At 35.6% G+C, this 21,208-nt stretch carries 22 protein-coding genes; all 22 read left to right on the forward strand.

All coding sequences use genetic code 11. The features are described from left to right. The first annotated feature begins 49 nt into the window (after positions 1-49). The 22 genes from SD1D_RS04200 to SD1D_RS04305 all read left to right on the forward strand — a co-directional run bounded on the left by SD1D_RS04200 (position 50) and on the right by SD1D_RS04305 (position 21,186). Entirely contained in the window at positions 50-1,405 is a 1,356-nt protein-coding gene (locus SD1D_RS04200; RefSeq protein WP_058257763.1) for a flagellar hook-length control protein FliK, read from the forward strand. Between the two features lie 30 nt (positions 1,406-1,435). Continuing rightward, entirely contained in the window at positions 1,436-2,272 is an 837-nt protein-coding gene (locus SD1D_RS04205) for a flagellar hook capping FlgD N-terminal domain-containing protein (RefSeq protein ID WP_058257764.1), read from the forward strand. A gap of 17 nt (positions 2,273-2,289) precedes the next feature. Then, positions 2,290-2,691, forward strand: a complete 402-nt coding sequence (locus tag SD1D_RS04210) for a TIGR02530 family flagellar biosynthesis protein (RefSeq protein ID WP_058257765.1) — start codon at positions 2,290-2,292, stop codon at positions 2,689-2,691. A gap of 85 nt (positions 2,692-2,776) precedes the next feature. After that, positions 2,777-4,237, forward strand: a complete 1,461-nt coding sequence (locus SD1D_RS04215) for a flagellar hook protein FlgE (protein ID WP_058257766.1) — start codon at positions 2,777-2,779, stop codon at positions 4,235-4,237. A gap of 94 nt (positions 4,238-4,331) precedes the next feature. Further along, complete coding sequence (locus tag SD1D_RS04220) at positions 4,332-4,523, forward strand: flagellar FlbD family protein (protein ID WP_058257767.1); 192 nt, start codon at positions 4,332-4,334, stop codon at positions 4,521-4,523. A gap of 79 nt (positions 4,524-4,602) precedes the next feature. Then, the gene (locus SD1D_RS04225) at positions 4,603-5,403 is read left to right on the forward strand and encodes a motility protein A (RefSeq protein WP_058259191.1); all 801 of its coding nucleotides are present in this window, start codon (positions 4,603-4,605) and stop codon (positions 5,401-5,403) included. Beyond that, positions 5,387-6,205, forward strand: a complete 819-nt coding sequence (locus tag SD1D_RS04230) for an OmpA/MotB family protein (protein ID WP_087758769.1) — start codon at positions 5,387-5,389, stop codon at positions 6,203-6,205. Before SD1D_RS04225 ends, SD1D_RS04230 begins: the two co-directional genes overlap by 17 nt. 28 nt (positions 6,206-6,233) lie before the next feature. Continuing rightward, positions 6,234-6,746 (forward strand): hypothetical protein, encoded by a 513-nt coding sequence (locus tag SD1D_RS04235; protein ID WP_058257769.1) that lies wholly within the window; start codon positions 6,234-6,236, stop codon positions 6,744-6,746. A gap of 85 nt (positions 6,747-6,831) precedes the next feature. After that, a complete protein-coding gene (fliM, locus tag SD1D_RS04240; RefSeq protein WP_058257770.1) occupies positions 6,832-7,812 on the forward strand; it encodes a flagellar motor switch protein FliM in 981 nt (326 codons plus the stop codon). A gap of 6 nt (positions 7,813-7,818) precedes the next feature. Continuing rightward, positions 7,819-9,006: a flagellar motor switch phosphatase FliY gene (gene fliY / locus SD1D_RS04245; RefSeq protein ID WP_058257771.1), complete on the forward strand. Its 1,188-nt coding sequence runs from the start codon at positions 7,819-7,821 to the stop codon at positions 9,004-9,006. 28 nt (positions 9,007-9,034) lie between these two features. After that, positions 9,035-9,397 (forward strand): response regulator, encoded by a 363-nt coding sequence (locus SD1D_RS04250; RefSeq protein ID WP_058257772.1) that lies wholly within the window; start codon positions 9,035-9,037, stop codon positions 9,395-9,397. A 5-nt stretch (positions 9,398-9,402) separates the two neighbouring features. Next, a complete protein-coding gene (locus SD1D_RS04255) occupies positions 9,403-9,843 on the forward strand; it encodes a flagellar biosynthetic protein FliO (RefSeq protein WP_058257773.1) in 441 nt (146 codons plus the stop codon). 12 nt (positions 9,844-9,855) lie between these two features. Beyond that, a complete protein-coding gene (gene fliP, locus SD1D_RS04260) occupies positions 9,856-10,707 on the forward strand; it encodes a flagellar type III secretion system pore protein FliP (RefSeq protein WP_058257774.1) in 852 nt (283 codons plus the stop codon). A 27-nt stretch (positions 10,708-10,734) separates the two neighbouring features. Beyond that, entirely contained in the window at positions 10,735-11,010 is a 276-nt protein-coding gene (gene fliQ / locus SD1D_RS04265; protein WP_058257775.1) for a flagellar biosynthesis protein FliQ, read from the forward strand. After that, positions 11,007-11,774 (forward strand): flagellar biosynthetic protein FliR, encoded by a 768-nt coding sequence (gene fliR / locus SD1D_RS04270; protein ID WP_058257776.1) that lies wholly within the window; start codon positions 11,007-11,009, stop codon positions 11,772-11,774. The genes fliQ and fliR overlap by 4 nt, the downstream gene beginning before the upstream one ends. Before the next feature lie 23 nt (positions 11,775-11,797). Beyond that, the gene (gene flhB / locus SD1D_RS04275; RefSeq protein WP_242955250.1) at positions 11,798-12,931 is read left to right on the forward strand and encodes a flagellar biosynthesis protein FlhB; all 1,134 of its coding nucleotides are present in this window, start codon (positions 11,798-11,800) and stop codon (positions 12,929-12,931) included. 121 nt (positions 12,932-13,052) lie between these two features. After that, positions 13,053-15,086: a flagellar biosynthesis protein FlhA gene (flhA, locus tag SD1D_RS04280; protein ID WP_058257777.1), complete on the forward strand. Its 2,034-nt coding sequence runs from the start codon at positions 13,053-13,055 to the stop codon at positions 15,084-15,086. Next, a complete protein-coding gene (gene flhF / locus SD1D_RS04285; protein ID WP_058257778.1) occupies positions 15,086-16,285 on the forward strand; it encodes a flagellar biosynthesis protein FlhF in 1,200 nt (399 codons plus the stop codon). Before flhA ends, flhF begins: the two co-directional genes overlap by 1 nt. Position 16,286: 1 nt before the next feature. After that, the gene (locus SD1D_RS04290) at positions 16,287-17,168 is read left to right on the forward strand and encodes a MinD/ParA family protein (RefSeq protein ID WP_058257779.1); all 882 of its coding nucleotides are present in this window, start codon (positions 16,287-16,289) and stop codon (positions 17,166-17,168) included. Positions 17,169-17,181: 13 nt separating this feature from the next. Beyond that, positions 17,182-17,943, forward strand: a complete 762-nt coding sequence (locus SD1D_RS04295) for a flagellar brake protein (RefSeq protein ID WP_058257780.1) — start codon at positions 17,182-17,184, stop codon at positions 17,941-17,943. A 38-nt stretch (positions 17,944-17,981) separates the two neighbouring features. Further along, entirely contained in the window at positions 17,982-19,058 is a 1,077-nt protein-coding gene (cheB, locus tag SD1D_RS04300; RefSeq protein WP_058257781.1) for a chemotaxis-specific protein-glutamate methyltransferase CheB, read from the forward strand. A gap of 1 nt (position 19,059) precedes the next feature. Then, positions 19,060-21,186 (forward strand): chemotaxis protein CheA, encoded by a 2,127-nt coding sequence (locus SD1D_RS04305; RefSeq protein WP_058257782.1) that lies wholly within the window; start codon positions 19,060-19,062, stop codon positions 21,184-21,186. Positions 21,187-21,208: the final 22 nt, after the last annotated feature.

The raw sequence follows: 21,208 nt of genomic DNA on the forward strand, positions 1-21,208 counted from the left end.
AAAACAAGAATGAACAAATTAGTGTAATAAAAGAAAGGAGGGATAAAAGATGGTGATGCAAAAGCTAGTGGCACATAACTTTCAGGTAACAGCAGGCTCGGGGGATTTTGCTACTAATGGTATAAAGACAAAAGGAAATGACTTTGATATCTTCCTTGAAAATAGCATGCTTAAAGAAGACAAAAAAATCTCTGATAGCAGGGAAACACCTGCCACAAAAGAGACAAACAAGCCCTTGCCTAAAGAAAAGCAGTTATTAGATTCAAAAGAGGAAAAAATCACAAAAGTACAAACCCACAAGCAGAATAAGCCAAATAAAGATTCTGTAGAAGAGACAGCTTTTGAAGGACAAGTTCTAGCTATGTTTGAGCAAATTCGCAGTGCAATTATGGAGGCGCTTAATCTAACTTCTGAAGAATTGGATCAGATGATGGAAGATATGGGACTAAATACAATGGACTTATTAGATCCTAATACAATCATGGAGTTAGTGCTTAATAAGTACGGTGCTACAGATTCTACAGCAATGCTTTTAAATGAGCAGTTGGCAGATACCTTCAAAAATTTATTAATGGCTGTTGATGACATTAAAAAAGATGTTTTTCAGGATATAAGCCATGATGAGATTAAGCTTATGTTAGAAGATAGCACAGACTCTAAGAGTGATGAAGAAATTTTAATTTCGGACCTTAATACAAATAAGACTTCTGATAGCCAAGCAGATAAAACTGGTGAAAAACAAGAAGATACAAATAAGTCCCAGCTTAATAATAATCATAATCAAGATGAGACAAAAGCAGTGGACAAATTAAAGCAAGACCGTAGGATGGCAAATCAATTAGAAGCTGATCAAGAAGTAGCTAGCACAGATGGATTTGAGGTTTTTCTTGATAATTTAAGTAACAACTATGAAAAGCCTACAGCTTTATTTACCCAAGATACGGCTAGGTTAGTAGACATTAAAGAAATTGCACAAGAAATTATAGAAAGTGTACGGGTAATGGCAAAACCCGGACAGACCACTATGGAACTTCAATTATATCCTGAGCATCTAGGTAAGGTTAATATAACATTAACTTCAAATAATGAAGGTCTTATGACAGCCCATTTTGTAGTTGAGAACAAGCTGGCTAAGGAAGCTGTTGAAGGACAGATGTTTACACTTAAGGAAAACCTGGCAGAACAAGGAATTAAGGTTGAAAATATCGAAGTTACCATTGCCGAGTATTCTTTTGATCAGAACAGTCAGTTCGAAAACGACAATAGTATGATGCGAAAGAAAAGTAATAATACCAATAAAATCACCTTCGAAGAAGCTGTGGCCATGAATGAAGAAACCCAGGAAGCAGCGGATAATAACTATATTGCAGGAGTTATGGGTTCAAACATTGATTATACGGCATAGCTTAAACAGCAAAAATCAAGGAGGAAAGCCATGAGTGAATTAATAAAACCGGTTAAGAATGGCGTGATTGAACAGGCAAATCGGACCAGTACTGAAAGTAAAGCAAAAAATGAACTTGGCAAAGATGCTTTTTTGCAATTGCTTGTTACACAGATGAAGTATCAAGACCCATTAAACCCCAGTTCAAATACGGAATACATAGCCCAGCTGGCAACATTTTCCCAATTGGAACAGATGCAAAACATCAGTGCTATGACCTCTACTTCCCAGGCTCTTAGCCTAGTAGGAAAGAATGTTATAGTAAAGACCAAAAGTGATTCGGGAGCTATAAATTATATCAGCGGTAAAGTGGATTTTGTAAATATGTCAAGCGGTAAGGCTCGTATTTCCATTAACGGTAATCTGTATTCTATCGATGATTTGGACAGTGTTATAGATGAGACTTATATTTTAGAGCAAGGAAGACCAGGTATAAAACAAAAGGTGGATTTGGAATATGACGCAGAAAAGCCAGAAGATCTTGTTTTTGAAGTATACATGGGTGAAGGTGATTCTGTGGCCAGTGATTTAGCTGTAATAGTGGATCAAACCTTGCTAGATTCTTCAGTGGTTAGTGTAAAAGACAACAAGGTAATCATCGATAAATCTGTATTTGAAAAGGCGCCAAACGGCATATACAATGTAAGTGTGATGTTTAATGACGTCCTCTTTACGGTAGTAAAAGATATGGTTACCGTAACAGTCAAAAATTCTACAATTGCAAAAGAGGATACACCTGAAGAAGCTAAAGAACCTGAAGGAGTAGATGATTTAGAATTTGTGGATAATGACGGTAATGAAGAAGAAGGTGCTATTTATGCAACTTAAAAAAGTGAGTGGTTATTATGAGTAACATTCCAATTAACAAAATACCTTCCAGTCTGCCAGTGGCAAATAGAATAGGCAAAGGTAAAAATACCATCACTGGTGGCAGTATACCAAATGCAGGAGTCCCTTTCCATGAGATATTAAAAGAAAAGCAAGCCGACATTAGGGGGGAAGAACTGAAGTTTTCCAAGCATGCCAATGAACGGCTGACCAGTAGAAATATAGATCTTACGGATGAGCAGTATAGAAGGCTTCAAATAGGAGCTCATAAAGCATCCTTGAAAGGGATAAGAGAATCTTTGGTATTGGTAGACGATCTGGCATTTATCGTAAACATTAAAAATAATACAGTAATTACAGCGGTAAATGACGGGGAAGAAAAAATTTTTACTAATATTGATGGTGCAGTAATCATTTAAAGCCGGACCTTTTGGAGGCTTTCGTATCCATGACTGACAGATTGGATATTTAAGATTACGAAGCATATTTAGGAGGTCATTTATTATGATGAGAGCATTGTTTTCCGGTGTTTCCGGTTTAAAGGTACACCAGACTAAAATGGATGTAATAGGTAATAATATATCAAATGTAAATACAATAGGTTTTAAATCCAGTTCGGTTACATTTTCAGACGTTTTTTATCAGACAATTCAAGGGGCAACCGGGCCTAATGCGGCAACCGGTACTACAGGAAGAAATGCCATGCAAATTGGTTTAGGAACAAATGTGGCTTCCATTACTACCTCAGTGGGAGTAACCGGTGCCTCACAAAGAACCGATAATCCTTTTGATGTTATGATTGAAGGGGACGGATTCTTTATAGTTAACTATGGGGGAACAAATTACTTTACCAAAGCAGGATCCTTTGATGTAGATGCCAGCGGAACCTTATCTACACCTGCCGGTGCCGCTGTTATGGGATGGCAGGTTGACCCTAATGATCCCACTAAAACCGTAGCAGATACAGTCTCTCCTCTACAGATTATGTCTCCTGAAAACCTCTATGCAAATCCTGAAGCCACTACAGCGGCTTATATAACAGGTAATATAGACAGTAAGGATTCCCAGATTGCATATAATGCTACCGGTAAAATGGTTAGCTTAAGTTTTTATGATAATATGGGACATAGCTATAAAGCCGATATCAGGGTTAGACAGACTGAAGATGGAGGTACTAATGTATACGGGGTAGATATTTTAGATATTAAAGATGAGACAGGTAAATCCATATTCGTTGTAGAAGAAATAGATGAAGACGGTAATATTACTTACGAGGCTTCAGGAATCACCCGTTTTAATTTTGGTAATGCCCAATATACTGCAGAAGTGAATGAACAAACAGGTGAGGTAACATTAGAAGCCACAGATACCGTGCTACTTACCTTTAACGGTTCTACCGGTGCTTTTGTTAGTGTGGGAGATACAGGTGCAGACAGTGCCAGTAATAGTGTTACACTTTCAATTGTTGCAGACGGTGGTGGGGCCAATCCATTTAGACCTATAGATGTGGATTTTTCAAAGATTACCATGTTCTCTAATAGCGGTAATTCTTCTTTAGAAGCCTTTAGGGGAAGTTTAGATGGTATCGGCGCAGGAAAAAAGGTAGGTAATATGACCGGTGTAAGTATTGACGCTTCCGGTAAAATATACGGCAGATATGATAACGGTGACAGCAGGCTTTTAGGACAGATTGCGGTGGCAACCTTTGCTAATCCGGCAGGTTTAGAAGCAGTGGGCAACAGTATGTTTGCAGCCACCCAAAACTCCGGTGATTTTGATGGAATCGGTCAAGATCCTGCCCAGGGTGGCGGAAGTCTAACAACCGGTGTATTAGAAATGTCTAACGTAGACCTGTCCCAACAATTTACCGACATGATTACCACCCAAAGAGGTTTCCAGGCAAACTCAAGAATTATTACTACATCAGACTCCCTTTTGGAAGAGCTTATTAATCTTAAGAGATAAGGTATAAAAATTTAATATATCTATGCCATAAATCAATAATGATGGGTGGCAGATTGGCTGCCACCCATTTTTAAAAGAGAGGATGGGGTATCCTGTGATTGAGGTTACAAGATTAAACGGAAAAAAATTAACCGTAAATGCAGAATTGATTGAACGGGTGGAGGAATTACCGGATACAGTAATAACATTTACAACAGGAAATAAAATTATCGTAAAAGAAAGTAGACAAGAGGTAAAAAATTTAGTAATATTATACAAAAAGGAAGTTTTGTGTAGAGAATTGTAGAACAAAATAGATAATAAATATCTTTATTATAGATATAGCATAGGATATTCGTAAATTACAAGGATGGAAGGTGGCAGATTTGGATTTAGCGTCCATTTTAGGATTAGTATTATGTGCAGTAATAGTTATATTCGGTATTCTATGGGGGCAAGATGGACTGGCGGTTTTAGGTAATTTCTATGATGTTCCATCAATTTTAATTACCTTTGGTGGTGCCTTATGTTGTGTGCTTATTATGGCTCCCGATTTGAAGACTTATCTAAGATACCTAAAAAGTTTTACTTTAATTTTAAAGGTACAGCTTTCTAATGAAGAAGAAACCATAAGGGAAATTATATCATTATCCAATATAGCCAGAAAAGAAGGACTTTTGGCACTGGAGGAAGCGGCCAATGGTATTGATGATGAATTTTTAAAAAAGGGAATTTTATTGATTGTAGACGGTACAGATCCCGAGTTGGTAAGAAGTATTTTGGAAACAGAGTTAAATTGTATTGAAGATAGACATGCAGATGTGGTGGGTTTTTGGGATTCTTTAGCTTCTATGGGACCTGCTTGGGGTATGATTGGTACCTTGATTGGTCTGATTAATATGCTTAAAGTTATGGATGACCCTAGTTCAATCGGACCTGCTATGGCAGTAGCCCTTATCACCACTTTCTATGGATCTATTTTAGCTAACTGGATATGTATTCCTATAGCAACAAAACTAAAATCCAAAAATGCCAGTGAAATTATGATAAAAGAACTAATGGTAGAAGGACTTTTATCTATTCAGGCAGGAGAAAACCCCAGAGTTATTGAAGAAAAATTAAAATCATTCTTATCTCCGTCACGTAGGGAAGCTTTTAAAGAAGAAGGCGGTGAGGAGATTGGCTAGAAAAAGAAGGAAGGAAGCTCCCAGCGGGGGTAATGCTCCATGGCTTGCTACCTTTGCGGATTTGATGAATCTGCTGTTATGTTTTTTTGTAATGTTATTTGCAATGTCTGACTTAAATGCTGAGAAGTTCCAAAACATAGCCATTTCTATGTCTAATTCCTTCGGCATATTTGACGGTGGTGGCAGTGCCTTAGATGAAGGACCCTTGATTTCATCCGGTATGTCCCAGCTTAGTAATTTGGGTGAATATTTTACCGGCACCTCATCTGAAGAAGTCCAGTATGAAGGAGACTTGACAGAGGCTTATGAGCTTCTTAAGGAAAAAATGCAGGAAGTCTCCGGTGATATGTACAAGACCTTGGAAGAGTTACAGGGGCAATATAATTTAGGAGACTATGTGGAGCTTAGTATAGATCCGGAATTTAGATATGTCCAATTATCTATGAAAGGGTCTGTGCTTTTTGAATCAGGCAAGGCTGATATTTTAGATGAAGCTAAGCCGGTTCTTGGAAAAATCGGAGATATCCTTAAAAATTTTGAAGGCTATATTATAGAAATAATCGGACATACAGATAATGTGCCTATGGCTAGTCCGACTTTTAAGGATAATAATTGGCTTTCATCAGCCAGAGCCTTAAATGCCGCAGAATTTTTAATTAAAAATAATAAGCTTGATCCCAAGCTGGTTAAATATTCAGGAAGAGGAGAATACGAACCGATTGCTGATAATAATACCGAAGAGGGAAGAGCAAAAAATCGTAGAATAGAAATAAGAGTTTATAATGAATACAGTGGAAGATAGACTAACCCAAAGAAAAGGGGAGAACTAAATGAAGAAAAATATTTTAACAATTGTAATATTGGCTATGTGTTTTGTTAATATAGTTCTTTCAGCTATATTAATATTCGTCATGATACCTACTGCTAACAAATCAATAAGGCTGGTTAATAAAGTAGCCCAGATTATTGATTTAGAATTGGAATCCCCGGAAACCTCCATGGAAAGTATTGATGTATCAGACATTGAAACATATATTTTTGAGGATAAACTGACATGTAGGCTTGCAAATAGCGGTGGTAAAGATTATTATGCAGTAATATATCTGACATTATCATTAAATAAAACCCATGATGATTATTCAAAGCTTCAACCATATATATCACAATATGAAGGCTATATTAAAGAAATTGTTACCGATGAATTTGCTAAGGTTACTAAGGATGAAGTCATGATTATGAAAGATAAGGTAAGAGACCAAGTTTTACTGCGACTTCATGATCTTTTTCAATCAGACTTTATATTAAATATTTCTTTTGGTAATATTGTAACAGGTACTTATTAATTTCTTGTTAATTAGTTATGAAGAAAAATGATGATTTTATTAAGAATTTGTGTTATTATGGGTGTAGAAGCTAGGAGGTATGAACATGGGCGATGTCTTATCCCAAAATGAGATAGATAATCTGCTGGCTGCATTAAGTAGTGGCGAATTAGATGCAGAAGAGTTTAAGCGAACTAACGAGAAACATATAAAAACATATGATTTTGCAAGACCGTCCAAGTTTTCGAAAGAACACCTAAGGACACTTAACATAATATTTGAACATTATGGAAGGCTTTTGTCCACTAATCTTCCGGCATATCTTAGGAAGAATGTGCAAGTAGAGGTTATTAATTCAGAAGCGGTCACATATTCGGAGTTTACTAACGCCCTATCAAATCCGGTATTATTGGGCATAATAGATTTTTCACCCTTAGATGGAAATATAATTATTGAAATGTCTAATAATCTTGGTTATGCTATAATTGATAGGATGCTTGGAGGTGGAGGATATCCACTGGAAAAAAATCGGGACTTTTCTGAGATTGAACTTACCTTAATCGAACGGATATTTAATGTATGTACTAACTTGCTTAGGGAACCTTGGGCCAATGTAATAGGAATTGAACCAAGACTTATTCGAATTGAGACTAATTCACAGTTTGCACAGATTATATCTCCAAGTGAGATGATTTCTATAGTGACATTAATGATAAAAATTGGTGGCATTGAAGGGATGATGAATATATGTCTCCCCTATGTATGCTTAGAAAAGGTAATTGATAAACTTAATACCAAGTATTGGTATTCGACAATGAAATCAAGCGACAATTCAACCTATAAAGATCTAATAGAAGTCGCAATATCTAAAGCAAATATTCCGCTAAGAGCTGTATTGGGAAAAAGTACAATATCAGTCAGTGATTTTATGAACATGCAACGGGGTGATATCATTAAGCTTGATTCTAAAGTAGATGATGAAATAACCGTTTATGTAGGAAACTTAAATAAATTCACTGCACTTCCTGGAGCTTATTCGGGTTCATATGCGGTTAAAATTTCATCAATTATTCGAGGAGAGGAGTAACAGGCTATGGATGGAATGTTATCCCAAGAAGAGATAAATGCCCTACTGAGAGATTTAGGAGCAGATGGAGCAGATAATCAAGAGAATGTGATTACAGAGCATTTAACAGATGCTGAAAAAGATGCAATAGGTGAAATATCAAATATCAGTATGGGAACAGCCGCAACAACTCTTTTTTCCTTAGTAAATCAAAAAGTCGTTATAACCACTCCTGTTGTAGAATATGCCACGTGGGAGGACATCACTAAAAGTTATGACAGGCCCTGTGTTTTTATTCAAATTTATTATTCAGATGGTTTAGACGGCAATAATATATTGATATTAAAGGAAAAGGATGTAAAGGTTATTACTGATTTAATGATGGGTGGTGATGGTACCAATATTGACGGGAAATTATCAGACCTTCACTTAAGTGCTATAAGCGAAGCAATGAACCAGATGATGGGGTCGGCAGCCACTTCAATTTCATCAATGTTAAATAAGAGAGTAAATATTTCACCTCCTTCAGCTAACATTGTAGAAATGAATGAAAATATAAATGGTGAAAATATAGCAGAGTTTCTAAAACAACCTTTTGTTAAAGTATCTTTTAATATGGTGATAGGGGATTTGGTAGATAGCGTTCTAATGCAGTTGTATCCCTTTGAGTTTGCAAGAAATCTATATAAGGAATTTATCAGTGCCAATTCCATGGAAACAGAAGCTGAACCTATAGAAACAGATACAGAAACTGTAACTGTTCAGAGGGAAGAACCTAGGGAAGAACCTAATGCAGCAACATCATTTGCCGGCGAAACACCTCAAAACATGCAGACAAATATACCATATATGAATCAAAATCAATCAAATATGAATTCGAACTCTCCATATATGCGGCAACTGGTTCAAGATATAAACGTACAGCCTGCGCAGTTTGCTCCATTTACACCATTAACACAAAGCAGTGTTACGCCTGAGAATATAGATTTACTTATGGATGTACCTTTAGAGGTTACAGTAGAACTTGGTAGGACAAGCAAATCTATAAAAGAAATTCTTGACTTTGCACCGGGAACTATAATAGAGCTAAATAGAATGGCTGGAGAACCTATAGATGTCCTAGTCAACGGTAAATTCGTTGCAAAGGGTGAAGTTGTAGTAATGGAAGAAGCCTTTGGCATCAGGGTTACAGAAATCATTAAGCAAAAACAGTAAAATAATACATTATGATAGGAGATATGATATGGCGAAAAGTATATTAATCTGTGATGATGCAGCATTTATGAGAATGATGATTAAAGATATTTTGGTGAAAAATGGTTATAGTATTGCAGGAGAAGCCGAAAACGGTCTTAAGGCTATTGATAAGTATACTGAAACGAAACCTGATTTAGTTATGATGGACATAACTATGCCTGAAATGGACGGTATACAAGCACTGAAAAAAATAAAGGAACTTGATCCATCCGCTAATGTAATTATGTGTTCAGCGATGGGACAGCAGGCAATGGTAATAGAGTCTATTCAATCAGGAGCTAAGGACTTTATTGTAAAGCCATTCCAAGCTGAAAGAGTACTTGAGGCGGTTAAGAAGGTTGTAGGTTAATTAGAATGCTGATCAAGAAAATGGTCGTCGTATTGCAAAGTACCTCAGATGAAGAAATAATAAATATGATTAATAATACCACAAGCAAGGCCATGCCCGAGAAACATTCCACCTTGGATAATTTTTTGCAATTGCTTGGCCTATGCTTGTTATTAGTGATTATTTTGCTTGCTGCTTATTTTACATCCCGCCTTGTTGGAAAATACAAGCTAGGGCAATTAAAAAATAGTAATTTTGAAATTATCGAAGTTTATAGAATTAGCACTAATAAGATGTTGCAATTAGTTAAGATTGGCAGCAAATATGTAGTTTTAGGTATTTCCAAAGATCAAATCACCTATATTACAGAACTGGAAGAAGATGATGTCTTATTCCAGGAAATTAGGGAGATAGACAAGCAAAGTTTCTCTCAAATATTACAAAAATTTAAGGGCAATAAAGAGTAAAGGTTGGTATCCATGATTGCATCAGAATTAAAAGGTATTGGGATAAGAATGGCTATTGCTTTGGTTTTATTTGTTAGCGGAGTGGTGTTCTTATCCAATGTAAAAGAGGTATCGGCTGCAAATATTGGGGATACCATTACAACTGATGATACAGAAAAAGAGGTTCAAGAAGGTAATAATATAAGCGGCACATTAGGGCCTTTGGAATTTACCCTTAGTACAGATGAGGATGAGAAAAGTCTATCATCTACTTTGCAAATTCTTATGGTTTTAACCGTAATTACTTTAGCTCCTTCTATCTTAATTATGGTAACCTCTTTTACAAGGATTATTATAGTACTACATTTTGTAAGGTCGGCCCTAGGTACTCAGTCGACGCCGCCGAACCAGATTCTTGTTAGTCTGGCATTATTTTTAACATTTTTCATTATGTCTCCGGTAATAACTAAGGTAAATACACAGGCTATACAGCCCCTATCCCGGGGAGAAATTTCACAGAAAGAAGCCTTTGAAACCGGAGTTGCCCCTATTAGGACTTTTATGTTGGAACAAACTGATGTTAAGGATTTAAGATTATTTATGGATATTGCAGGAATTGATACGGTTGATACCGTTGAGGAAATACCCTTAACTGTCATAATACCCTCCTTTATCATCAGTGAACTTCGTAAAGCATTTATAATAGGTTTTTTAATATATATACCATTTATAGTTATAGATATGGTAGTAGCATCTACCTTAATGTCCATGGGTATGATGATGCTGCCACCTACAATGATTTCTATGCCCTTTAAAATACTGTTATTTATTATAGCAGATGGCTGGAATCTAATTATAGGGCAATTGGTTAAGACATTCTATTAGCAAGCAGACATTGAAGGGAGATTAGCAATGAGTGAAAATATTGTAATAGATATTGCCAGGGAAGCTATATTTTTAATTATTAAGGTAGCAGCCCCAGTGTTGATAGTCTCCTTAGTGGTAGGTCTGGTTGTAAGTATATTGCAGACAGTGACATCTATTCAGGAACAAACCCTCACATTTGTACCTAAACTGATTGCAATTCTTCTGGTTACCTTGTTATTTGGTAATTGGATGCTTACATCTATCAAAGAATTTATGCAGGAACTATTTATGAATTTTAGTTATTATATTAAGGCCATATGACATTCAAATTAGAAAATTTTGAAATATTTTATTTAATACTTGTGAGGATCAGTGGATTTATCTACACGGCGCCCTTATTTTCATTAAGGAATATTCCATTTAGGGTCAAGGCAGGGCTCTCCATATTTATATCATTTATATTATTTTTTACTTTACCGGTATCTGCACCAGAGTATAATGGGGTCATTGAATTTGCAATACTAGTTGTTAAAGAAGCAATAGCCGGTGCCCTAATGGGTCTTTTTTCTAATATTGCTTACCATATTTTGTCCTTTGCGGGGCAGATTATAGATATGGAAATCGGTTTTTCGATGATAAATCAACTAGATCCCTTAACAAATGTCAGTACTACTATTACAGCTAATTTATATGGATATCTGGTTCTGCTTATGATGGTTGCTACTAATCTGCACCATTATATTATTAAGGCGGTTGTAGATTCATATAAAGTAATAGGCTTAGGCCAGGCTGTATTTCAAGCTGATATGTATCGACTGATGCTGCGTTTTATAATAGACTATTTTATTATAGGAATGAGGATTGTGCTTCCTATATTTGCAGCTATATTGGTTGTTAATACGGTTTTAGGTATATTGGCAAAGGCAGCACCTCAGATGAATATGTTTGTTATCGGTATGCAACTAAAGGTATTAGTCGGACTTTTCGTTTTATACTTAATAATGGCTTTTGTACCCTCGGTTGCAGACTATATATTTAATGAAATGATGGAACTGCTTAGGGCAGTAATTGGTATGATGCAATGATAGGGATGGATTGGGAGGATTCTTTGAAGCAGGATTGGAATAAAGACAAAGAAGGGCAGGGTTACTTGCTTCCTTATCGCCTACAATTTTTTGCTGAAGGGGCTGATAAGACAGAACAACCCACTGCAAAGAAGCTTAGAGATGCAAGGAAAGAAGGACAAGTAGCAAGAAGTAAGGAACTTACTACTGCCACTGAATTAGTAGCTTTATTCTTAGCTTTAAAAGTTTTCGTATCTTATATGGGAGAAAAATTTATTGAAAATTTTAAAAGGTCATTTCAGAATATAGAAAAAATGTTGGAGGGGGAGTTTACCCCTATGATGGCGGAAGGAATTCTAAGAGATTCTATTATAAGAATAATAGTGATTTGCCTTCCCATATTTGCTATAGCAGTGACAGTGGCCTTTACAGTAGTTTTATATCAGGTAAAATGGAAAGTTTCAGGCCAAATTATAAAACCAAAATTTAGTAAACTAAATCCGGTTAGTGGTTTTAAAAAGATTTTTTCAAAGGATAAAGTATTTGATTTGTTTGTGGAAGTTATAAAAATAGTTTTAATTGCTTATACAGCCTATAATACACTGAAATCCGAATGGAATACTCTTTTTATTTTATACGATATAAGCCTGTTTCAGGCAGTTGGTCTGATTGGCAAGCTGGTAATTGATCTGGGACTAAAAATCAGTATGATTTTTTTAATTATAGGTCTCGGAGATTATATGTATCAGAAATTTAAATTTAAAAAAGATATGATGATGACTAAACAAGAAGTTAAGGATGAATTTAAACAGTCTGAAGGGGATCCCCAGGTTAAAAGAAAAATTCGAAGTAAGATGATGGAGGTATCCCAAAGAAGAATGATGCAACAACTTCCCCAGGCTGATGTTGTTATAACAAACCCTACACACTTAGCAGCGGCTATCAAGTATGATAAGGAGACTTCTGAGGCTCCAATTCTTTTAGCTAAAGGTGCCGACTATATAGCTATTAAAATTAAAGAAGTTGCTAAGGAACACCAGATTGAGATTGTAGAAAATAAGCCTTTAGCAAGAATGCTGTATTATAATGTAGAGGTAGGTTCAGAAATTCCTCCTGAGTTGTATCAGATGACAGCAGAAGTCCTTGCTTATGTATATAAGCTTAAAGGTAAAATATAAACAAGTTATATAAAATAAATAATTATAATAAATTTAAACTTTAATAAAGAAATTACTGCTGAAATAATTTCGGCTTTGATTAATAGACAAATTATTAGCAGAAAGGTATGGGAGACTTGAAATGAAGAAAAATGATATAGCTGTAGGACTTTTTATATTAGTAGCGATCATGTTTTTAATCATACCTATGAGTCCCCATTTATTGGACTTCTTTCTGGCCTTAAATATTTCTATATCATTGGTTATATTGTTTAATGCCATGTTTACCAAGGAAGTCCTTAATATGTCGGCATTTCCGACTATTCTGCTTTTTACAACGATTTTTCGTATAGCTTTAAATGTATCCAGTACAAGACTTATATTATCAACCGGTGACCCAGGTAAGGTTGTACGTACCTTTGGTGAATTCGTTGGTGGCGGCGATATGGTTATCGGTATTATCATATTTATTGTACTGATAATGATTCAATTTATTGTAATAAATAAAGGATCAGAAAGAGTGGCAGAGGTTACTGCCAGATTCACATTAGATGCTATGCCCGGTAAGCAGATGGCTATTGATGCAGACTTAAATGCCGGGGTAATAACTGATGCACAAGCGGTTGAACGAAGACAGAGAATTCAAGATGAAGCTGCATTTTTTGGTTCCATGGATGGTGCAACTAAGTATGTTAAAGGTGATGCGGTAGCCGGACTTATAATAACTATTATCAACATAGTAGGCGGTACAGTTACCGGTATGCTAAATGGCGGTATGTCAGCTTCCCAAGCATTTCAGGAATATATTATACTTACCATCGGTGACGGACTGGTATCTCAAATTCCATCACTTATGATTTCCTTGGCCACCGGTATATTGGTTACAAAAGTATCTAAGGAAGCAGATTTTGGTGATTTATTAATAGGGCAGCTATTTTCCATACCCAAGGTCTTATATATTGTAGGTACCAGTATGATAGTACTAGGACTAGTAACTCCCTTGAATGTATTACTATTTTCAGGTTATGGTTTAGCTTTTATCTTATCCGGTAGATCCATAGCGGAAAAAATCGAAACAGCAGCTATTGAACAAGAGGTATCCTCAGATGAGGCTGAAGCAGATGAGATACGAAAGCCGGAAAATGTATCTGCACTTTTGCAGGTTGATCCCATAGAATTGGAATTTGGTTATGGAATAATACCACTGGCAGATGTAAACCAAGGAGGAGATCTCCTTGATCGTGTAGTCCTTATTAGAAGGCAGATAGCCTTAGAGTTGGGAACAGTGGTACCAATGATTAGGCTTCGTGATAATATTCAGCTTAACCCTAATCAATATATAATAAAAATAAAAGGCATACGGGTAAGTGAAGGAGAAATTCTTTTTGACCATTATATGGCCATGAATCCAGGTTACGTTGAAGAGGAGATTACCGGTATACCAACCAGAGAGCCTTCCTTCAATTTACCGGCCATATGGATAACAGAAAGCCAAAGAGAAAGGGCAGAATCTTTAGGATATACGGTTGTTGATCCCCCATCCATTATTGCAACTCATTTAACAGAGGTTATTAGAAGCCATATCCATGAGTTGCTTACAAGGCAGGATGTTCAAAATCTCATAGATAATATACAAGAAGCTCATCAGGTTTTAATATCAGAGTTAGTACCTAAACTACTTAGTATTGGTGAAATACAGAAGGTTCTGCAGAATCTTCTTAGGGAGCAAATCTCAATCAGGGATCTTGTCAGTATCCTTGAAACCTTAGCAGACTATGCCCCCTCCACTAGGGATGTTGATGTACTTACTGAATATGTAAGACAAAATTTAAAGAGAGCTATTTCCAGCAAATATTTCCCTGAAGGGGAGATGACCAGTGTTGTAACCTTAGATCCTAAGGTGGAACAGGAGATTATGGATTCGGTTAAGCAAACAGAGCAAGGGGCTTACATGACCTTAGACCCAGAAATAACCAGAGAGATTATTAATTCTGTTCAGACAGAGATTCAAAAACTTGAGGAACTGGGCAAGAATCCAATTATTATAACATCTCCTATAGTGCGTATGTATTTTAAGAGATTGACCCAGGATTATTTTAAAGATTTGATAGTAATATCATATAATGAGATAGATTCCAATGTAGAATTACAGTCAGTAGGGATGGTGACAGTTTAGTGATTATCAAGAAGTTCCAAGCAAATACCGAGACCGATGCAATTATGCTTGCTAAGGAAGAACTAGGCAAGGATGCAATCGTTATGAATATAAAAACCATATCACCTAAAGGGATTTACCGCTTGTTTAGGAAACCTCTTGTAGAAATTACAGCTGCCATTGATGATACTAGCACATATAAAAATGATAAGACAGCTCAGGTAAAAAAACAAAAATTTCCTGATATTATATATGATGCTTCACAGATAGAAACTGTCACTAAACAAAGTGATTTACAGACTAGTAAAATGTATGGTACAAGAGAAACTTCAGCCATAGAGGAAAAACTTAATAATCTTCAAAGTCTTTTAGAAAAACAAATGCTTGAAAATGAAGAAAATAATAAAGAAGATAATAGTCCTCTAAACAAAAATCTGACTTGCATACAACTAATTTATAATCAGCTAGTTCGTAATGAGGTGGACGAAAAGTATGCTAATCAGATTATCAGTGAAATAGAAGGTACCCTTAAAAGGGATGCCTCCATGGATAATATATTATCCAGTATATATCAAAAAATTGTCCTTAAACTAGGACAGCCTAAAACTATTAATATTGAGCAAGATAGGCCAAAATTTATATTTTTTATAGGTCCTACGGGAGTTGGTAAGACAACTACCATAGCTAAGATAGCCTCTAAGTTTAAGATTGAAAAAAAGGCAAAGGTTGCCTTTATTACAGCAGATACATATCGTATTGCTGCTGTTGAACAACTTAGAACTTATGCTAATATCCTTGGAATTCCTCTAAAAGTTGTATATAATGTAGATGAGCTTGAAAATTCAAAAGAAGAATTTGCCGATTATGATATTATATTTGTTGATACAGCAGGTCGTTCCCACAAGAATGAGAATCAGAGACAAGATATAGAAAGGCTAGTTGATACAATTGCTGAAAATGAAAGAGAAATTTATCTGGTTCTTAGTGCCACTACAAAATATAGGGATCTGGTAAGTATTACAGAGGCATATAGTGAAATAGCTAATTACAACTTAATTTTTACAAAATTAGATGAAACTAATTGTGTAGGTAATATATTTAATATAAAAATGTTGACTAATGCACCCCTATCATATGCTACTTTCGGGCAGGATGTCCCGGATGATATTGACCAGATAGATCCGCAAAGTATAGCAAAGCAGTTGCTAAGGGGGCAATAAGATGGACCAGGCAGAAAAACTAAGGAAATTGGTTAAGGAGCAAAATTCTCCCAAACCTACATCAAGAGTTATTACAGTTACAAGTGGCAAAGGTGGAGTAGGAAAGTCAAGTATTTCTGTAAATTTAGCATTAGCTTTAAGCCGTTTGGGAAAAAAAGTCCTTATATTGGACGCTGATTTTGGATTGGCTAATATAGAGGTTATGTTAGGGATTCGTCCTAAATATAATTTGGCTGATTTGATGTTTAAAGGTAAAAATCTTCCAGATATTATAACCAATGGACCTGAGAATATAGGCTTTATTTCCGGCGGTTCCGGAATACAGGAGCTTACCAATTTAACCAAAGATCAGATTATCTATCTTATAAATAAATTAGTGGAACTGGATCAAACAGTAGATATTATTATTATAGATACAGGGGCAGGGATTACAGATTCTGTATTACAATTTGCAACCGCCAGTTCAGAAATTCTATTAGTGACTACACCGGAGCCTACTTCCATAACAGATGCTTACGCATTACTAAAGACTCTGAATAAAAAAGCAATTTTTTCTGTTGAAGATACTGCTATTCGGTTGATTGCAAATCGTGTAACACTAGATGAAAAAGCAGACGATATATACGAAAAACTAAAAACGGTTGCATCCAAATTTTTAAATCTTAATCTAGACTACCTAGGCTATATACCTTTAGATAATACTGTATCAAAAGCAGTAATTAGACAACAACCTGTTATTAGTGTATATCCAAACTCTAGTTTTGCAAAACAGATTAATAGTTTTGCTATGAAACTATGTGATACAGATATGGAAATCAATCAAAGAAAGAAGGGTATTACTCAGGTGTTTTTAAAGCTGTTAAGATCTAGAATCCAAAAGTAATAGGGGTGAATAGATGCTTAGTGAGATTGTACAAGTTGGAGATAAAATTGAAATAAAACAATTGGATCATAATGGAGAATTAATTAATAATTTAAAAGTGTATGTGAGCCAGTTAGTAGATTATATAGATGATGAGAAAATAAGCATAGCAGCTCCTATAAAGAATGGAAGGATAATACTTTTAGAAAAGGGGTCAAATTATAGACTTTATTTTTACACCGCTAAAGGTCTGTATCAAACAACTTGTACTTTGATACAGACATATCGGGAAAATAATATGATAATATCTTTAGTAAAGCTAAACTCTGATTTGGAAAAAATACAAAGAAGGCAGTATTACCGCCTTGAATGTATTCATGATATTGATTATAGGCTTATAAGTGAAGAAGAAATAAGACTTGAAGAAAAACTTAGTCAAGGAAATTATGCCAGTGAGGATGAAAAAATAGATATAAAAAATAGATTGAATAAGTTAAATAATGAGTGGGTTCATGGTATCATAACTGATATTAGTGGGGGAGGTTGCAGGTTTAATTCTGAACAAGAGTTAAAAGCAGGGGACAGAGTTAGGATAAGATTTAATTATATATTAATGGGCCAGTTAAAAGAACTAGATATTATTTCACATATAATTGCCTCACAAAAAATAATGGGGCAAATTAGGACATATGAGCATAGGGCTGAATTTTATACAATAAGTAATAAAGAGAGGGAGGATTTAATAAAATACATATTTGAACAAGAACGAAAACGTATGAGATTCGATAAGAAATAAAAATATTTTTTCTAATTCTATTACAGAAAGGTCACGGTATGAAGGAAAAGAATATTTTAATAATAGATGACTCTGCACTCATGAGAAGGGTGCTATCTGATATAATTAAATCAGATAAAAGATTTAAAGTTTTAGGAGCAGCAATTAACGGCCTTGATGGTTTAAATATGCTTCAAGAAAATGTGGATAAAGTAGATGCAGTTCTTTTAGACATTAATATGCCGCTGATGAATGGTATAGAAATGCTGACAGAAATGAAAAAACAAAATATTGAAACAAGAGTAATTGTAGTAAGTGCTATTACAACCAAGGATGCAAAGGAAACCATACTTGCTCTTGAGTTGGGAGCCTTTGATTTTATTACAAAGCCTGAAAGCTTGGAGACACTTAAAAGTGATGAGTTTTCTATGCAGCTTCTTGATTGTCTTGCTGTGGCTACAGAGTTTATGCCGGCTCAAATACTAAGTCAAACAACATCTGAAAAGGAAGAGCCGCCCTTAAAACATACTTCAAAGCCAGTAACTAAAGTCGGTGTTAAAAAGTTAGTAACTATTGCATGTTCTACTGGCGGACCTAAAGCACTTCATACTATCCTTCCTAAGATTCCTAAGCAATTGGATGCAGGAGTCCTTATTGTTCAACATATGCCAGAGGGGTTTACTAAATCCTTGGCGGAAAGACTAAATTCCCTATGCCAGATTCCTGTAAAAGAAGCAGAGGATAATGAAGTAATACAGAAGGGATGGGTATATATAGCCAAAGGAGGCAGACAGCTGAGGGTTGTTAAGGATAAAGAAGGAAATCATCGGATTAGTCTGTCACTGGAAGCACCTAGAAAAGGACTGTTGCCCTGTGCAGATGTGATGTTTGAATCCCTAGTAAATACTGATTATGATGAAATCACCTGTGTTGTACTTACCGGTATGGGGAGTGATGGTTCCGATGGAATTACAACACTAAGTAACAAAAAAAGAATTCATGTGATAGCTCAGGACAGTAAAACAAGTGTTGTATATGGAATGCCAAAGATGATAAAGAAAACAGGGCTTGTAAATGAAGTTGTACCGCTTCAAGAGGTTTCAGATGCTATCATAAAGAATGTGGGGGTGTACTAATATGGACGTAAGTCAATATCTTGAGATTTTCATCGAAGAAACAAAGGAACACTTGCAAAGTCTAAATGAACATATCTTGATTTTGGAAAAAGAGCCTGAAAATGAAGAAACCATCAATGAAATATTCCGTGCAGCCCATTCCTTAAAAGGAATGTCAGGAACCATGGGTTACAAAAAGATGCAGCGGTTAACCCATGATATGGAAAATGTATTTTCAGAAATCCGAAATGGCAAGATGAAAGCGACATCAGAATTAGTTGATATTTTATTTAAAGGAATAGATGTATTAGAAGCTTATCTAGAAAATGTTCAAACAGACGGTACTGAAGGGGATTTAGAGTGCGATGATTTAATCAAAGCCTTGAACCAGATTTTAGTAAGCGGTACAAGCAAAGCCGATACATCATCCGAACAATCATCCAAACAATCATCCGAACAGAAAAAGAAAAAGGACGAAACAAAGGTTGCAGCTACGGAAGTATCGACAAAATCCTCAGTCGGTGAAAAACATAAATACAAATCAGTAAAGTTAGAAGATCATGAGAAAAAGGCAATTGCAAAAGCCACCTCTCTAAATTTAAACGTAATAGGTATGACTATATACATACAGGAATACTGTGTTCTTAAGGGTGCCAGAGCCTTTATGGTAAATAGAACCATAGAGGAATATGGAGAGATAATAAAATTAAATCCTAGTGCCGAGGATTTAGAAGATGAAAAGTATGATTTTGATTACTCGGCTTTTGTGATTACCAAGAGGACTCCCGAAGAAATGATTAAATTCATAATGGGTGTTTCTGAGGTTAAAGAAGTAGTTGCCGGTTATATAAAATTAGAAGAAGCTGAGTTAAAATCTTATCTTGATATTCTAAAACAAGAAGAGCTAAATATATCTTTACCTAAACTAGCTAAGGAGCAAAAAGGATTGCAGACCGGCAGCCCTGTAAGGCAGAAAAAGCCTGCTAAGCCCATTGCTAATCGTTCAGTACGTGTGGATATTGAAAAATTAGATGTTTTAATGAATCTGGCAAGTGAGCTGATTATTGTTAAAAACAGTTTGGTATCCTCTAGCAGTGATTTACAACATCAATTAGATCTTGCATTTTATGATAACATTGAATATCTTGAGAGGATTTCCACAAATCTTCACGAATCTGTAATGAAGGTTAGAATGGTTCCTATTGAAAGTGTAGTAAACCGCTTCCCAAGAATGGTTCGTGATTTATCCAAAAAATTGGACAAGCAGATGGAACTTTATATGGACGGGGAAGATACTGAACTAGACCGTACAGTTATAGATGAAATTGGCGATCCCCTTATGCATTTGATTCGTAATGCCGCTGACCATGGCCTAGAGAGAAGTGAGGAAAGGGAAAAGCTGGGTAAAAACCCTGTGGGATCTATATTCTTAGACGCTTATCAAGCGGGCAATAATGTTATTATTGAAGTAAGAGATGACGGACGGGGAATTGATGTAGATAAAATTAAAGAAAAAGCAATTGCTAGGGGTGTTGTTTCTGAAGAACAAGCAGCTAAAATGTCAGATAAGGAAATTATAGATATCTTGTTTATGCCTAGCTTCTCTACTTCTAAAGAGGTTACTGACATCTCCGGAAGAGGCGTAGGTCTTGATGTGGTTAAAACTAAAATCGAAGCTCTTGGTGGCGATATAGAGGCAAGAACAAAGTTAGGAGAAGGTTCAAACTTTATTATTAGACTTCCGCTTACTTTGGCAATTATGCAAGCTTTGATGGTAAAATTATCATCGGAAAAATATGCGTTACCTCTTGGAAATATACAGACTGTGGAAAATGTAGATAGAACAGATATAAAGACAGTTTCCGGAAAAGAAGTTCTATATCTTAGAGGTGATGTAATACCTATTATCCGTCTGGCTGATGTTTTAGATTGCAAAAAGAGTGAAGAAGAAGAAGACCAGGTTCTTGTAGTAGTAGTTAAAAAGGGCGAGAAACTGGCAGGTATGGTTGTTGACGAGCTTATAGGACAACAGGAAATTGTTATAAAATCTATAGGTGAGTATATTAATAATCATAAAGTTATCAGCGGTGCAACCATACTCGGTAACGGTGAAGTAGCATTAATACTGGATGTTAATCCGTTAATATAGCTTTTAAGCTTTGAAATTGGAG

This window comes from Herbinix luporum (assembly GCF_900070325.1).
Taxonomy (GTDB): Bacteria; Bacillota; Clostridia; order Lachnospirales; family Lachnospiraceae; genus Mobilitalea; species Mobilitalea luporum.

Coding starts and splice junctions, on each gene's coding strand:
- SD1D_RS04200 (WP_058257763.1), top strand. CDS start 50: ATGGTGATGCAAAAGCTAGTGGCACATAACTTTCAGGTAACAGCAGGC.
- SD1D_RS04205 (WP_058257764.1), top strand. CDS start 1,436: ATGAGTGAATTAATAAAACCGGTTAAGAATGGCGTGATTGAACAGGCA.
- SD1D_RS04210 (WP_058257765.1), top strand. CDS start 2,290: ATGAGTAACATTCCAATTAACAAAATACCTTCCAGTCTGCCAGTGGCA.
- SD1D_RS04215 (WP_058257766.1), top strand. CDS start 2,777: ATGATGAGAGCATTGTTTTCCGGTGTTTCCGGTTTAAAGGTACACCAG.
- SD1D_RS04235 (WP_058257769.1), top strand. CDS start 6,234: ATGAAGAAAAATATTTTAACAATTGTAATATTGGCTATGTGTTTTGTT.
- fliM (WP_058257770.1), top strand. CDS start 6,832: ATGGGCGATGTCTTATCCCAAAATGAGATAGATAATCTGCTGGCTGCA.
- fliY (WP_058257771.1), top strand. CDS start 7,819: ATGGATGGAATGTTATCCCAAGAAGAGATAAATGCCCTACTGAGAGAT.
- SD1D_RS04250 (WP_058257772.1), top strand. CDS start 9,035: ATGGCGAAAAGTATATTAATCTGTGATGATGCAGCATTTATGAGAATG.
- SD1D_RS04255 (WP_058257773.1), top strand. CDS start 9,403: ATGCTGATCAAGAAAATGGTCGTCGTATTGCAAAGTACCTCAGATGAA.
- fliP (WP_058257774.1), top strand. CDS start 9,856: ATGATTGCATCAGAATTAAAAGGTATTGGGATAAGAATGGCTATTGCT.
- fliQ (WP_058257775.1), top strand. CDS start 10,735: ATGAGTGAAAATATTGTAATAGATATTGCCAGGGAAGCTATATTTTTA.
- fliR (WP_058257776.1), top strand. CDS start 11,007: ATGACATTCAAATTAGAAAATTTTGAAATATTTTATTTAATACTTGTG.
- flhA (WP_058257777.1), top strand. CDS start 13,053: ATGAAGAAAAATGATATAGCTGTAGGACTTTTTATATTAGTAGCGATC.
- SD1D_RS04290 (WP_058257779.1), top strand. CDS start 16,287: ATGGACCAGGCAGAAAAACTAAGGAAATTGGTTAAGGAGCAAAATTCT.
- SD1D_RS04295 (WP_058257780.1), top strand. CDS start 17,182: ATGCTTAGTGAGATTGTACAAGTTGGAGATAAAATTGAAATAAAACAA.
- cheB (WP_058257781.1), top strand. CDS start 17,982: ATGAAGGAAAAGAATATTTTAATAATAGATGACTCTGCACTCATGAGA.
- SD1D_RS04305 (WP_058257782.1), top strand. CDS start 19,060: ATGGACGTAAGTCAATATCTTGAGATTTTCATCGAAGAAACAAAGGAA.